The 14,200-nt window shown below is 69.5% G+C and carries 13 protein-coding genes; 6 read left to right on the top strand and 7 right to left on the bottom strand.

Going from position 1 to position 14,200, the window contains the following annotated elements:
* Positions 1-14 precede the first annotated feature (14 nt).
* Genes EZ313_RS14985 through EZ313_RS14975 form a run of 3 tightly spaced genes read right to left on the bottom strand, consistent with a single transcriptional unit; the run spans position 15 to position 4,098 of the window.
* Positions 15-1,460 (bottom strand): amidase, encoded by a 1,446-nt coding sequence (locus tag EZ313_RS14985; RefSeq protein WP_205960402.1) that lies wholly within the window; start codon positions 1,458-1,460, stop codon positions 15-17.
* Positions 1,460-3,130 (bottom strand): amidohydrolase, encoded by a 1,671-nt coding sequence (locus EZ313_RS14980; protein ID WP_135264088.1) that lies wholly within the window; start codon positions 3,128-3,130, stop codon positions 1,460-1,462. The genes EZ313_RS14985 and EZ313_RS14980 overlap by 1 nt, the downstream gene beginning before the upstream one ends.
* Positions 3,127-4,098 carry a Bug family tripartite tricarboxylate transporter substrate binding protein gene (locus tag EZ313_RS14975; RefSeq protein ID WP_135264087.1) on the bottom strand — a complete coding sequence of 324 codons (972 nt, stop codon included), beginning with the start codon at positions 4,096-4,098 and terminating at the stop codon, positions 3,127-3,129. Before EZ313_RS14975 ends, EZ313_RS14980 begins: the two co-directional genes overlap by 4 nt.
* A 179-nt stretch (positions 4,099-4,277) precedes the next feature.
* On the opposite strand from EZ313_RS14975, the gene EZ313_RS14970 reads away from it, so the two are divergent.
* Genes EZ313_RS14970 through EZ313_RS14960 form a run of 3 tightly spaced genes read left to right on the top strand, consistent with a single transcriptional unit; the run spans position 4,278 to position 7,123 of the window.
* Entirely contained in the window at positions 4,278-5,240 is a 963-nt protein-coding gene (locus EZ313_RS14970) for an ABC transporter substrate-binding protein (protein WP_135264086.1), read from the top strand.
* Positions 5,241-6,020, top strand: coding sequence for an alpha/beta fold hydrolase (locus tag EZ313_RS14965; protein ID WP_135264085.1), 780 nt, complete (start codon positions 5,241-5,243; stop codon positions 6,018-6,020).
* On the top strand, positions 6,017-7,123 hold the full coding sequence (locus EZ313_RS14960) for an aldo/keto reductase (RefSeq protein ID WP_167772594.1): 1,107 nt from the start codon (positions 6,017-6,019) through the stop codon (positions 7,121-7,123). The genes EZ313_RS14965 and EZ313_RS14960 overlap by 4 nt, the downstream gene beginning before the upstream one ends.
* Here the strand turns inward: EZ313_RS14960 and EZ313_RS14955 are convergent.
* Positions 7,098-7,829: a DUF1028 domain-containing protein gene (locus EZ313_RS14955; RefSeq protein WP_167772593.1), complete on the bottom strand. Its 732-nt coding sequence runs from the start codon at positions 7,827-7,829 to the stop codon at positions 7,098-7,100. The genes EZ313_RS14960 and EZ313_RS14955 overlap by 26 nt on opposite strands.
* Positions 7,830-8,027: 198 nt before the next feature.
* On the opposite strand from EZ313_RS14955, the gene EZ313_RS14950 reads away from it, so the two are divergent.
* From EZ313_RS14950 to fghA, 3 genes are read left to right on the top strand one after another with little or no spacing between them, the layout of a single operon-like run.
* Positions 8,028-8,951, top strand: a complete 924-nt coding sequence (locus EZ313_RS14950) for an NAD(P)-dependent oxidoreductase (RefSeq protein ID WP_135264082.1) — start codon at positions 8,028-8,030, stop codon at positions 8,949-8,951.
* Between the two features lie 55 nt (positions 8,952-9,006).
* Positions 9,007-10,113 (top strand): S-(hydroxymethyl)glutathione dehydrogenase/class III alcohol dehydrogenase, encoded by a 1,107-nt coding sequence (locus EZ313_RS14945; RefSeq protein WP_135264081.1) that lies wholly within the window; start codon positions 9,007-9,009, stop codon positions 10,111-10,113.
* A 1-nt stretch (position 10,114) separates the two neighbouring features.
* The gene (gene fghA / locus EZ313_RS14940) at positions 10,115-10,966 is read left to right on the top strand and encodes an S-formylglutathione hydrolase (RefSeq protein WP_135264080.1); all 852 of its coding nucleotides are present in this window, start codon (positions 10,115-10,117) and stop codon (positions 10,964-10,966) included.
* Here the strand turns inward: fghA and EZ313_RS14935 are convergent.
* The 3 genes from EZ313_RS14935 to EZ313_RS14925 are packed head-to-tail and all read right to left on the bottom strand — an operon-like array spanning position 10,963 to position 14,182.
* Positions 10,963-11,772 carry a cyclase family protein gene (locus EZ313_RS14935; RefSeq protein ID WP_135264079.1) on the bottom strand — a complete coding sequence of 270 codons (810 nt, stop codon included), beginning with the start codon at positions 11,770-11,772 and terminating at the stop codon, positions 10,963-10,965. The two genes, fghA and EZ313_RS14935, sit on opposite strands and share 4 nt — an antisense overlap.
* Positions 11,773-11,812: 40 nt before the next feature.
* Positions 11,813-13,174 (bottom strand): Rieske 2Fe-2S domain-containing protein, encoded by a 1,362-nt coding sequence (locus tag EZ313_RS14930; protein WP_135264078.1) that lies wholly within the window; start codon positions 13,172-13,174, stop codon positions 11,813-11,815.
* Positions 13,175-13,186: 12 nt separating this feature from the next.
* Complete coding sequence (locus EZ313_RS14925) at positions 13,187-14,182, bottom strand: Bug family tripartite tricarboxylate transporter substrate binding protein (protein WP_135264077.1); 996 nt, start codon at positions 14,180-14,182, stop codon at positions 13,187-13,189.
* Positions 14,183-14,200 lie beyond the last annotated feature (18 nt).

Genomic DNA, 14,200 nt, shown 5'->3' with positions numbered 1-14,200 from the left:
GCTCCTTGGGTGTCTCAGGGAAAGGGCGGCGGCTCGAAGCCGCGGAAGCCAAGTTCGAGCATGCGCGCGAGTGCGATGCAGGTGAGGTCGGCGTACTGCCGGCCGATGATCTGCACGCCGATCGGCAGGCCTTCGCGCGAGCGGCCGGCGGGCGCCACGGTGGCGGGCAGGTAGGGGATGCCCGCGAGGCCGGCCCAGAAGACCTGGTCGATCGAGGGCAGCATGCGGCCGTTCACCGGCACCAGCCGCTCGTGGCGCGGCAGCGAGTGGTCGTGCTTGAAGGCGACGGTCGAGGCGGCTGGGCACAGCAGCACGTCGTGATCGGAGAAGAACCGCTCCCAGGCCTTCTGCATGGCGTAGCGGCGGGCGTTCGCCTGCAGCCAGTCGCGATGGGTGGCGGCAATGCCGCGAGCGAAGCGGGCCGGATAGCGGTCGTCGGCGGGATCGAGCGCGGCGCGCTCCTGCTGGAAGCGTTCGTAATCGGCGGGCGGCATGCGGCCGGACGTGGTCGCGCGGATCAGCAGCGTGGCGTCGCGCGAGACGGCGTCGAAGTCGAGATCGGGGCGTGCGTCCCAGGACACCTTCGCGCCCTCGCGTTCGAGGAAGCGCGCGGCCGCTTCCACGGCGGCCTGCACTTCACCGTCGACTTCGGCGGGCGCCGCATCCAGCAGCACGGCGACGCGGAAGCCGCGCGGCGTCGTGTGCGGGCAGGGCGGCAGCTCCAGCTTCCAGGCGCGCGCGTCGGCGCCGTCCGGGCCGGCCGTCAGTTCCAGGCCGAGCTGCAGGTCCGCCGCGCTGCGGCCCATCGGCCCGACGACCGAGATGTCGGTGCGCGGCCCCGCCGACACCCAGTGGCCGGCGGGCGGCACGACGCCCCAGCTCGGCTTGTGCGCGTACACGCCGCAGAAGTGCGCCGGGATGCGCAGCGAGCCGCCGATGTCGCTGCCGTATTCGAATCCGGCCAGGCCTGCTGCCAGCGCCGCGGCCGATCCGCCGGAGGAGCCCCCGGGCGTGCGCGACAGGTCCCAGGGGTTGTTCGTCGCGCCGTGGATCTCGTTGAAGCTCTGCCAGTCGGCCAGCATCAGCGGTATGTTGGTCTTGCCGAACACCACCGCGCCCGCGGCCTTGAGCCGCCGCACCGCTTCGGCGTCGGCCGCCGCGATGTTGTTGCGGTGGGCGGGGTTGCCCCAGGTGGTGGGCAGGCCGGCGACATCGAAGGATTCCTTCACCGTCATCGGCAGGCCGTGCAGCGGGCCCGGCACGTCGCCGCGCGCGAGCGCCGCGTCGGCCGCGTCGGCGAGCGCGCGCGCGCGCTCGAAATCGCGCGCCACCACCGCGTTGAGTTTCGAGTCGAGCGTCTCGACCCGCCGCAGGTACAGCTCCAGCAGCTCGCGGCTGCCGTAGCGGCGTTCGCGCAGGCCCCTCGCGAGCTCGACGGCGGATGCGTAGGCCAGTTCCATCATTGCGCCCCGTGCACCCAGCGGCCGGCGACCATCGTGGCGCGGCAGGTGATGTCGCGCAATGCGTCGGGCTGCACTTCGAGCGGGTCCGCCGACAGCACCGCAATGTCGGCGTGCTGGCCCGCGACCAGCCGGCCCTTCTCGTTCTCCTCGAAGGTGAGATAGGCGCCGCCTTGCGTCAGGATGCGCAGCGCGGTTTCGGGCGGCACCTTGCCGCCTTCGCCCATGACGCGGCCGGTCGTGCGTTCGCGCCGCGTCACCATCGACCACAGGCAGAACAGCGGGTTGTACGGCACGGCATCGGTGCCCGCCGCGACCGGCACGCCCATCTCGAACAGCTGTTTCGCGGGCGAGAGATGGTCCATCTCCTGTTCGCCGAAGCGCAGGAACGGCGTGCCGTGCTTCCACACGTACTGCGCCGGGATCAGCGTCGTGGCGACGCCGAGCCGCCTCACGGTGGCCAGTTCTTCCGGCGCGGAGCGGCTGATGTGCTCCAGCACCCAGCGCCGCTCGCCGATCGGGAAACGGCGCGCGACACGCTCCATCACGGGTGCGACCTTCGCGAGCTTGTCGGACACGATGGTGTGCATCCGCAGGTCGTACTCGCCCGCCAGCATGCACAGTGCCTCGAAGTCCTCGGTGGAGTTGACCTGCTGCACGTAGCCCGACCAGCCCATGTAGGCCAGGTCGCGCTGCTGGATGCGCGCCACGCACGGGTCGCCGCCGTGCGCGATGAAGACGCCCGAGACGCGGAACATCGCGTCGCCCATGCCGCGGCCGCGCATGGTCGGCATCCAGTCGCGCATCGCGGCGGCCGCGTCTTCGAGCGACCGCCAGCGCGGGCTGAGGACCATGGCGGTGCGCATCGTGAGGTCGCCGCGCTCCCACAGTTCGCGGTAGGCCGCGATCACCTCGGGCGCGCTGCCGTGCCCCTCGTAGATGCTCGTCGTGCCCATGCGGTGGTACAGGTCCATCGCCTGGCGGATGCCGTCGCGGCGCTGCTCGTAGGTGAAGCGGGGCACGGCGGGCAGCAGGTCGGCCTCGAGCGTGTTGACGTAGCTCTTCTCGACGAAGGTGCCGAGCGGCTCGCCGCGTTCGTCCTTCTCGATCACCGTGTTCGGGTTCGACGGCACCGTGTCGCGGGTGATGCCGTTGCGCTGCAGGGCCAGCGAGTTCATGGCCGAGTGGCAGGGCGGCTCGCCCCAGTAGCCGCCTGGCGCCAGGATGTAGACCGGGTGCTCCGGCGCGGCGGCGTCCAGCTCGTGCCGGTTGGGCAGCCGCCCTTCGGCCAGCGTGGCCGGCGCGTCGAAGTAGTAGGGCGGATTGCCCACCGGCATCGTGACGATCCACTCGCCCCTGGGCGTGCTGCGCGCGAGTACGCGGATGCGGTCCTGCACTTCCGCGATGCTGCGCGCGCCCTCCAGGGTGGGACGCAGCTGGCGCGTGCCCAGCGTGTCCATGTGGGCGTGCGCGTCGTTGAAGCCGGGGACGAGCGTCGACCCAGTGAAGTCGGACACCGCGGTGTGCGGCCCGCGGAGCTCGAGCATGGCTTGGCGCGTGCCGGTGGCCAGCACGCGGCCGTTGGCGATCGCGACCGCCTCGGCGCGCGAGCCGTTGCCGTCCAGCGTGAGAACGTTGCCTAGCAGGACCTGGTCGGCGCGCAAGCTCACTTCTCGCCCACCTTCTTCACGACCGTGTCCCAGTAGCCGAGGTCGCGCTTGACGATGCTGCCGAATTCCGCCGGCGGCAGCGCCGTCGGCGTGAGCGACATGCCGCGCAGCTTGGCGGCGACGTCGGGCATCTTCAGCACGCTGGCGATGTCGCCCGCGATCCTGTCGACGACGGGCTTGGGCGTGCCCGCGGGCGCGAACATGCCGAACCAGCCCACCACGTCCAGCTGCGGGTAGCCGAGTTCCTTGAAGCTCGGCACGTCCGGCAGCAGGGCCGAACGCGGGCCCACGACGCCGAGCGCGCGCACGGTGCCGCCCGCGATGTGCGGCCCGGCGGTGGCGATGGTGGCGAAGCCGCCGGACACGTGGCCGGCGATGATGTCGTTGAGCAGCGGTCCGTCGCCCTTCTGCGGCACATGCGCCATGTCCAGGCCGGCCGCTTCGTTGAAGGTGGCGCCCAGCAGGTGCAGCGTCTGGTTGACGCCGCCCGAGCCGAAGGAATGCTTCTTCGGCTCGCGCTTGACCAGCTCCACGAAGTCCTGCAGGTTCTTCACCGGCAGCTTCGGATTGACGACGAACACCACCGGAGCGTGCGTCATGTGCAGGACGGGTTCGAAATCCTTGATCGGGTCGTAGGGCGGGTTGGCGGCCGCCGCGCCCACCACGTTCTGGATCAGCGCCGAGTTGGTCAGCAGCAGCGTGTAGCCGTCGGGCGGCGAACCCTTCACCCGCTGCGCGCCGACCAGGCCGCCCGCGCCCGCGCGGTTGTCGACCAGGACCGGCTGGCCCCACACCGCCGAGAGCTTCTCGGCCGAGATGCGGCCCAGCGCATCCATCGAGCCGCCCGGCGGGAACGGCACGACGATGGTGACGGCCTTGTTCGGGAAGGCGGTCTGCGCGACAGCCGAGGGAACGATGGACGCCGCCAGCAGGAGGGCGGGAACCATGCGGCAGAGGAAGGAAAGCATGTCGAGACCTCCAGGGGAACTGTCGCGGATTGTGGCTGCGCACCCCTTGCGGCCTTCCCAAAAATCCTGAGGGAGCCCGCGAATCTCCTTATGGCCGGGGTGCCGCGTTGCGTGGGCCAGTTTAATCGATTATTCTGAACTGATCGATTTATCGGCTTCCCTTTGGAAGGAGTCCCCCCGTGAAATTCCTGATGAGCCTCGCGCTGGCTGCCAGCGCCTCCCTCTGCGGCCTGTTCGCGGGCGCCGCCCACGCCGCCGAACTGAAGACGCTGCGCGTGAGCATCATCCCCATCATCGACGCGGCGCCGTTGATCGTGGCGCGCAAGCTGGGATTCTTCGAGCAGGAGGGCTTGCAGGTCGACACCTCGCCCACCGCCGGCGGCGCGGTCGGCATCCCGGCCGTGATCGGCGGCTCGGTCGACATCACCTTCGGCAACGTCGTCTCCACCATGCTGGCCGCGGGCCAGGGCTTGCCGGTGCGCGTGATCGCGCCGGCCACGAACTTCCCCGACAGTCCCACCGTGTCGGTGCTGATCGGCCGCAAGGCGGACAGCTGGCAGAAGCCGTCCGACTTCGAAGGCAAGGCGATCGGCGTGAACACGCGCAACGGCATCAACTGGCTCTACGCGCGCGCATGGGTCAAGGCGCGCGGCGGCGACCCCGAGAAGGTGACCTACCGCGAAGTGCCGTTCCCGCAGCTGGCCGATGCGATCAAGCGCAAGCAGATCGATGCGGGCATCACGGGCGAGCCGTTCAAGACCGCGTTCCTGCGCGATCCGGAGCTGGCGATCGTCGGCTCGCCGTTCATCGAGGTGCAGCCCGGCATGGACGTCGGCCAGTACGTGACCACGGCCGATTTCGTGGAGAAGAACCCGGAGGTCGTGGCGAAGTTCGCGCGGGCCCTGCGCAAGGGCATCACGTGGTTCAACGACAACCGCACCAACCCGCAGCTGCACGAGATCGTGGCCGAGTTCACCCGGCTGCCCGTCGCGACGGTCAGCGAGATCAAGCTGCAGCCGCTGCCGATGAACGTCAACGTCGAGCAGATCCAGAAAACCACGGAGGTGATGCGCGCGCACGGCATGCTGCAGGCGCCACTGGATGCCGCCAAGTTCATCGCGCCGGTCGCAAGGGGCAACTGAGTGACGGCTCCCGCGCTCTCCCATTCGTTCGTCACGGTCGACGGTTGCCGCACCAGCCTCTGGCGTGGCGGCGAGGGGCCGCCGCTGCTCTTCCTGCACGGCGCGCAGGGCGTGCCCGCGCCGCTGCCATTCATGAACGAGCTGGCCAAGCGGTTCGAGGTGCTCGCGCCCGAGCATCCGGGGTTCGGCCTCACCGATGTGCCGCCGTGGCTGGACAACATCCACGACGTCGCCTACTTCTATCTCGACTTCCTGCGTGCGCTCGATCTCAGGGGCGTCTATGTCGTCGGCCAGGCGCTCGGTGGCTGGATCGCCGCCGAGGTGGCGGTGCGTGACACGTCGCGCATCGCCCGGCTGGCGCTCGCGGGCGCGACGGGACTGCACGTGCCGCACGCGCCGACGCTGGACGTGTTCTCGGTCGACGACACGCAGATGGCGGACTACCTGTTCCATGACCCGAAGCTCGCGGCGGCCGCCCGCCAGCGCGCCGCCGAAGCGCACGCGAGTCCGATCGCGAAGAAGAACCGGCAGAGCCTGGAGCGGCTCGCGCGCGCGACGGCGTTCACCGATCCGCACCTGCACAAATGGCTGCACCGCATCGACGTGCCGGTCCTGCTGCTGTGGGGTGAGCAGGACCGGCCGGTGCCCGTGGCGCAGGGCCGCGTCTGGGAGTCCCTGATCCCGGGCGCGAGGCTGCAGTTGCTGCGCGAATGCGGCCACCTGCCGCACGTGGAGAAGTCGGCCGAATACGTCGCGGCTCTGCAGGCGTTCGCCGCATGAGTCCGCCGGCCGGCCCGCAGATCGGCTTCAGCGGCGGCGCGCGGTCGGACATGGAATACCGCGCTGTCGGCCGTTCCGGACTGCGCGCGTCGGCGATCGGCATCGGATGCATCCCGTTCGGCAGCGTGGTGGACGGACCCACCGCCGCGCGCATCGTGGATGCCGCCCTCGAGCGCGGCATCAACTACTTCGACACGTCCAACAGCTACGGCCTCGGCCGCTCGGAGGAGTGCCTGGGGCAGGCGCTGGCCGGCCGGCGCGAGCAGGCGGTGATCGCCACCAAGTTCGGCCAGCGCGTCGGGCCCGGGCCGCACGAGGCAGGGGCGTCGCGGCTGGCGATCGTCCAGGCCTGCGAGGGAAGCCTCAAGCGCCTGCGCACGGACCACATCGACCTTTACCAGCTGCACTGGCCGGACCGCTCGACGCCGATCGAGGAGACGCTGCGCGCGCTGGACGACCTCGTGCGCGCCGGCAAGGTGCGCTACATCGGCGCGTCGAACCTGTACGAGTGGGAGCTGTGCGAAGCCGTCATGACGTCGCGCCAGCGCGGCTGGTGCGAGTTCGTGAGCACGCAGGAGCACTACAACCTGCTGTACCGCGACCTCGAGAAACGCATGGAGCCGTTCCTGCTCAGGCATGGCATCGGGCTGATCCCGTACTTCCCCCTCGCGGGCGGCCTGCTGGCGGGGGCGTACACGCGTTCGTCCGCGCCCGCGCAAGGTTCGCGGCAGGCGCTCAACCCGAACACGCCGGCATGGCAGTCGGCTCGCAATTTCGATGTGCAGGAGCAACTCGCGGCTTTCGCGCGGGAGCGCGGCTGGACGCTCGCGCAGCTGGCGCTGGGCTGGCTGCTGTCGCGGCCGACCGTCTCGACGGTGATCGCGGGCGTGGACACGGTCGCGCAGCTGCAGGAGAACCTCTCGGCGCTGGAGGTCCGGTTCACGGAAGAGGACTTGGTCGAGATCGACCGCATCACGCTGGTCGACGAGGACCGCACGATGGCGCCCGTCTTCCGCGCGCTCGAGCCCGAACGGATCCACGAGTTCGAGACGCTGCAGGCGGCCCGCCGCAAGGGGCTCAACCCCGGCGGCTTTTCCAGGTGACGGGCACCGGCTTGCCGAACTCGCGCTCGGCGCCGATCGAAGCCAGGTAATCGCGCAGCTTCGGCATGTCGGCCGTGCGCGTGCGCTCCTCGTAGTAGGGCACGAAGGGCTTGTACCAGTCGTGGATGCGGCGCAGCTCGCGGATGGGCTCCTCGTGCACGTCCACGCGGAGATCGCAACGCGACCAGCCCTGGTCGGCGTTGTGGGTGCGGAGCGCGGCCGAGGTCTGGCCCTGCTCCTGGCCGCCCGCGTCGCGGCCGGCTTCCAGCGACAGCAGCAGACGCTCTTCCAACTCCTGGCCCGCGCTGTCCTCGAAGGCCTCGGCCAGCGCCTGTATCACCTGCGGCCCCGCGATGTAGTTGCCCATGGCCACGAAACCGTCGCCGACCCGGTGGCCGGCCCAGGGGATGTTCTTCTCGCCGCTGTGCGCCTCCGCATGCCCGTCGAAGTCGACCACCGCGATCTGCCGCTGCGAGGCGTAGTAATCGTCCTGCAGCAACGCGCGCATCACGGCGCGCGCCGTGTGGCCCGCCGAGAGGAGCTGCAGCGCGAAATCGCCGCGGCGCGGGTCCGACATCGACTGCAGCGCCACGGCGCCGTCACGCCCGACGAAGACGCAGCGGTTGCCGATCGCGGGCGAGCTCGTGGCCATGGCGATGCCGGTGCGGCGGGTGCGGCGGCAATGGGCGGTGATGCTGAATGTCATGTTTCGTATCGTGCATGAGCGGAGCTCGTCGGACTTGCAAAAAAAGCGCTTGGAGCACTGCAAATTGCTTATCGGCCGGAAGCGACAGCTGCTCCGCTCGCGGGAATACGATGGGGGAAGGTTGCAGAAAAGCGACCAGAACCAACTGCCGCGCTGGTGCCCAGGCGCCGGTGCGGCTCCGCTCCAAAGGGGACCACGATGGCAATGAACATCGGCTTCATCGGCCTGGGCGTCATGGGCACGCCGATGGCCACGCACCTGGCCCGGGCGGGCCATCGGCTGACGCTGCTCGACGCAAAGGCTTCCGTGGGGCAGGAGTTGGCGCGAAAGCTGGGCGGCAGCGCCGTTGCGGTGGCCACACCGCGCGAGGTGGCGCAGCGCTCCGACGTGATCATCACCATGCTGCCCAATGGCCACGTGGTGCAGCACGTGGTGCTCGGCGATGACGGCGTGATCCACGGCCTGCGCCAGGGTGCGCTGGTGCTGGACACCTCCTCGTGCGAGCCCTGGTTGACCGAGGAGACCGCCAAGGCCCTCGCCTCCCGCGGCGGCGGAATGGTCGATGCGCCGGTCTCCGGTGCGCAGTGGGGCGCCGAGGAAGCCAAGCTGGTCTTCATAATGGGAGGCAGCGCGGAGCACGTGGCGCGCATCCGGCCCTTGCTGGAAGTGATGGGCCGGGCGGTGTTCCACCTCGGCGACGTCGGCAGCGGCCATGCGATGAAGTGCATCAACAACTGCATAACCGCCGTCACGCTGGCCAACACGGCCGAGGGCCTGGTCGCCGGCAAGCGCTATGGCCTGGATCCCAAGGTGATGGTGGATGTGCTGAACGAGTCCACCGGCGGATCGTGGATCACGCAGACGCATTTCAACCAGCGCGTGTTCAACCGGGCCTTTGACGACCCGTTCAAGCTGGAGCTGATGCTCAAGGACATGGGCATCGCGGTCGAACTGGCACGCGAGACCGCCACGCCCGTGCCGCTCTGGGGCCTGGGCCAGCAGCTCTGGCGCATGGCCAACCACGCCGCGGGGCCGGGCGCGAGCGTCAGTGAACTAGTGCGCTGGGTGGAGAAGCAGACCGGGACGGAGCTGACGCCGGGGGCGCAGCCGCGCGGCGGCTGAAAAGCTGCGAAGCTGCGGCCTTCGATTTTTCTCGCACCCACGCAAAGGATCAGCCATGAAGACACGTGCCGCCGTGGCCTGGCAGGCGGGCCAGCCGTTGACGATCGAGGAGCTCGACCTGGAAGGCCCGCGGGCCGGCGAGGTGCTGGTCGAAGTCAAGGCCACGGGGATCTGCCACACGGACTACTACACGCTCTCGGGCGCGGATCCGGAGGGCCTGTTCCCGGCCGTGCTGGGCCACGAAGGCGCGGGCGTGGTGCTCGAGGTCGGCGCGGGCGTGACGTCGCTCAAGCCCGGCGACCACGTGATCCCGCTCTACACGCCCGAGTGCAGGCAGTGCAAGTTCTGCCTCTCGCGCAAGACCAACCTGTGCCAGCTGATCCGCGGCACGCAGGGCAAGGGCCTGATGCCTGACGGCACGTCGCGCTTCTCGCTCAAGGGCAAGCCGGTCCTGCACTACATGGGCACCTCGACCTTCGCCAACCACATCGTCGCGCCGGAGATCGCGCTGGCGAAGATCCGACCCGACGCGCCCTTCGACAAGGTCTGCTACATCGGCTGCGGCGTGACGACGGGCGTGGGCGCGGTGATCTGGACGGCCAAGGTGGAGGCGGGCGCGAACGTGGTCGTCTTCGGCCTTGGCGGCATCGGTTTGAACGTGATCCAGGGCGCGAGGATGGTGGGCGCGGACAAGATCATCGGCGTCGACCTCAACCCGGGGCGCGAGGCCATGGCGCGCAAGTTCGGTATGACGCACTTCCTCAACCCCAAGGACCATCCGAACATCGTCGACTCGATCGTGCAGCTCACCGACGGCGGCGCCGACTACAGCTTCGAATGCATCGGCAACACCGCCACCATGCGGCAGGCGCTGGAGTGCTGCCACAAGGGCTGGGGGCAGAGCGTCATCATCGGCGTGGCCGAGGCGGGCAAGGAGATCGCGACGCGTCCCTTCCAGCTGGTGACGGGGCGCGTGTGGAAGGGCTCGGCGTTCGGCGGCGCGCGCGGCCGCACCGATGTCCCGAAGATCGTCGACTGGTACATGGAAGGCAGGATCAACATCGACGACCTCATCACCCACAAGCTCAAGCTCGAGGACATCAACAAGGGCTTCGAGCTGATGAAGGCCGGCGAGTCGATCCGCTCCGTGGTGGTCTACTGACATGGCCGACGTGAGGACGCTGGAGGAGCACGCCAGCTTCGGCGGCGTGCAGGGCTTCCATGAACACGGCTCGCGCGAGGTGGGGCTGCCGATGCGGTTCGGCGTCTACCTTCCACCGCAGGCGAAGCAGGGGCCCTGTCCCTTGCTCTACTGCCTCGCCGGTCTGACCTGCAACGAGCAGACCTTCGCCATCAAGGCCGGTGCGCAGCAGCACGCGTCGCGACACGGACTCGTGCTCGTCACCCCCGACACGAGCCCCCGCGAGACCGGCATCCCCGAGGCCGATGCCGCGGGCTGGGATTTCGGGACCGCGGCAGGCTTCTACCTGGACGCCACGCGCGAACCCTATGCCCGCCACTGGCGCATGGAAAGCTGGCTGATGAAGGAGCTGCCGGACGTGCTCGCCTCACGCTTCCCGGTGCAGGCCGATCGCGTGGGCATCCTGGGCCATTCGATGGGCGGGCACGGAGCGCTCACGCTGGCGTTGCGGTATCCGGGCCGATTCCGCTCCGTGTCCGCATTCGCGCCGATCTGCGCGCCGAGGGAAGTGCCGTGGGGCGAGAAGGCGTTCCGGGGCTATCTGGGCGACGACGTGTCCGCCTGGAAGGATCATGACGCGGTGGCGCTGATCGAGCGCGGCGGCCGCCTGCCGAAGTTGCTGGTGGACCAGGGTGGGGCCGACCAGTTCCTGGCCTCGCAGCTGCGGCCCGAGCGGCTCGAACAGGCCTGCCGTTCCAGCGGGCAGCCGCTGGAGCTGCGCCGGCACGAGAGCTACGACCACGGCTACTTCTTCATCGCCAGCTTCATCGGCGACCACCTGGACCACCACGCGGCGCAGCTGCGCGCGGGCTAGCGCGGGGCGGCCATCAAGGCATCGTCGAAGATCGCGACTGCGCGCGTCCAGCCCGCCGACGCGCCGCGGATCTTGTGCGGGAAACAGCTGATGTAGAAGCCCGTGGGCGGCAGCGCCTCCAGGTTGTGCAGCTTCTCCAGGTGGCAATAGCCGATGTCGCGGCCGGCCTTGTGGCCTTCCCAGATCAGCCTGGCGTCGCCGGTCTCGCCGTATTTCTTCGCCGTGTGCACGAAGGGCGCGTCCCAGCTCCACGCGTCGGTGCCCGTCAGGCGCACGCCGCGCTCGAGCAGGTACATCGTGGCTTCGTAGCCCATGCCGCAGCCGGATGAGACGTAGTCGGGGTGGCCGTAGCGCGAACCTGCTCGCGTGTTGACGACGACGATCTCCAGCGGCTGGACTTCGTGGCCGATGCGCGCGAGCTCCGCCTCGACGTCCTTTGCCGTCACGACGTAACCGTCGGGGAAATGCCGGAAGTCCAGCTTCACGCCCGGCTGGAAGCACCACTCGAGCGGCACCTCGTGGATGGCGATGGCGCGCTCCTTCCCGCCGAGCTTGCCGTTCATCGTCGAGTGGAAGTGGTAGGGCGCGTCGAGGTGGGTGCCGTTGTGCGTGGACAGCTGCACCGTCTCGACCGCCCAGCCTTCACCTTCGGGCAGGTCCTGCTTCTTCAGCCCGGGGAAGAACGGCTCGATCTGCTCGAAGGTGTTCTCGTGCGTGAAGTACTGGATCTTCGGCGCGAACGCGGGCGGGTCGGACACCACGTCGTTCTCGAGAAAGATCGACAGGTCGACGAAGCGGCGGGGCATCGGAGTCTCCTGTGCCGGGAGAGCATAGCGCGGCGCCATCTCACTTTGATTGGACCTCGGGACGATCCACTTCGACCCGCCCCAGTTCGTCCCCGAACCGCCGTCTCATGACGGCCTCGAAGTCTTCCGTCGCGGGAGCGATCGTTCCGCCGCCGCGCACCAGGTAGGCCTGCGGGTTGTCGGCGGCGGGAGCGGCCGCGCCGCCGGCCACCTGGGCGGCCGCTTCGAGCATCAGCCGGCGGAAGTGCACGACGGCGACATCGGTCGGCCCCAGCAGTTCACGCGTGCGGTCCGCGATCTCGCCCTGGCTGTCCTGGATCGCGGCGTCCTGTTCGGAGACGCCCTCGATGCCGGTGAAGTTCTCCAGCTTCTGCATCCGGCGGTCCAGCAGGTACTCGTTGCTGCGATTGCGCAGCGGCACGTAGTCGGCGCCGCGCGCGGGGTAGACCGCGCCGCCGGTGACATACGAGGCCCGCTCCTGCGCCGTCAGCGGCCGCTCCGGGTTCCACGAGTAGCAGAAGATCCAGCACGAGTGGTCGTCGATCGGCACCCAGCTCTGCCCGTGGTAGGTCTGGCCTTCCGCGGCGCTCGGTGTATAGCCGTGGCAGGGCATCAGGTACTGCGCGATGCGCCAGTAGTGCTCGCCCGGTTCGCCCTGGCGCGATGCGCCGAGCACCAGACCGGCCGCATGCCGCCGCACGTGATAGCGCGGCCGCGGGTCTTCGCGCATCCACCGTACGTGGTCCTGGCTCATGCTCTTGGCCGAATAGCCGCGCACGGCGCGCAGCGCGCGCTCGCTGAACTCCTCGTTCGATCGCGCCACCGGCATGTGCAGGAAGGAGAAGTGCGCGGTGTCGATCCCGCCTTCGGCGGCCTGCGCCCAGTTGCACTCCTGCAGCTTCTTCGAAACGTAGCGATGCTCGGGCGGCACCAGCGCGAATTCCATCTGCGGCAGCGGCGGCGGCTCGTGTCCCGCCGGCGCCTGCGCCATGTACGCCCAGACCATGCCGCCCCATTCGCGCGTCGGGTAGCTGCGGATGCTCGCCTTCTGGCACAGGGTGCGCGCCGTCTCGGGCGGGACCGTGGGCATGTCGAGGCAGCGGCCGTCCGCGTCGAACTTCCAGCCGTGGTAGGCGCAGCGGATGCCGCCTTCTTCGTTGCGGCCGAAGTAGAGGTCGGCGCCCCGGTGAGGGCACCTGGGTTCGATCAGCCCGACGCGGCCGCCCGCATCGCGGAAAGCGAGCAGGTCTTCGCCGAGGATCTTCACGCGCACCTGCGGGCCATCCTTCTCCGGCAGCTGCTCCGAGAGCAGGACCGGCAGCCAGTAGCTGCGGAAAAGCGTCCCCATGGGCGTTCCCGGCCCGGTGCGGGTGAGCGTTTCGTTCTCTTCGCGGCTCAGCATTCCGTTCCTGCCTCAGTTCTCGACGGTGAGGCCGACCTGCTTGACGACCGAGGTCCACTTCGCGGTGTCGCTCTCGATCAGGGAGCGGAACTCCGCCGGGGTGGCCCTGGCCACTTCGCCGCCGACCGCGGCCAGCTGCGACTTCACTTCGGGCGCGGCCAGCGCACGGGAGAGGGCGTTCACCAGCTTGCTGCTCACCGCGGGCGGGATGCCGGCCGGACCGACGATGCCGAACCAGGGCGCCACCATCGCGGTCGGATAGCCCGCTTCGGCCATGGTGGGCACATCGGGGAACTGGGGCGTGCGCTGCGTGGCCGTGGTGGCGAGCACGCGGATGCGGCCGGCCTTGGCCTCGCTCATGGTGAGGATCGCCGCCATGCTGGTCATCGCCACCTGACCCTCGGCGAGGTCCACGATCATCGGCGCCGAACCTTTGTAGGGGATCGGGTTCGCCTCCAGCTTCGCGGCCAGCTTGAACAGTTCGAAGCTGAGGTGGGCCGTGGTGCCCACGCCGGGATGGCCGTAGTTGTACTTGCCGGGGTTGCGGTGCACCAGGTCGACCAGCGACTTGACGTCGTTCACCGGCACCTTGGAACTGACCACCAGGTAGTTGGGCGAGCTGGCCGCCAGGCCGATCAGCGTGAAGTCGCGCAGCGCGTCGTACGGCAGCTTGCGCCCGAGCGCGGGATCGATGGCCAGCGAAGGCACGGCGAACAGCAGCGTGTAGCCATCCGGCTTGGACTGGGCGACGTAGGTATTGCCGATCACCCCGCCACCGCCGGCGCGGTTCTCGACCACGACGTTCCCGCCCAGCTCCTTGCCGAGCTGCTGCGCCACGACGCGTGCGAAGACGTCGGTGACGCCGCCGGGGGCGAGCGGCACCACCAGCTTGATCGGACGCGATGGAAAGTCCGCATCCGTCTGCGCGCGCGCGGCCGGCGCGAGGGCGGCCGTTGCAAGGGCCGCGATGAAGGCGCGGCGGTAGATCCCGCTCGATTGGATCGGCATGGCTTGTCTCCTTTGAGG

This window comes from Ramlibacter henchirensis, from assembly GCF_004682015.1.
Classification (GTDB): Bacteria; Pseudomonadota; Gammaproteobacteria; order Burkholderiales; family Burkholderiaceae_C; genus Ramlibacter; species Ramlibacter henchirensis.
Note: the sequence above shows the minus strand (reverse complement) of the source record. Positions and strands in the feature narration are given on the sequence as shown.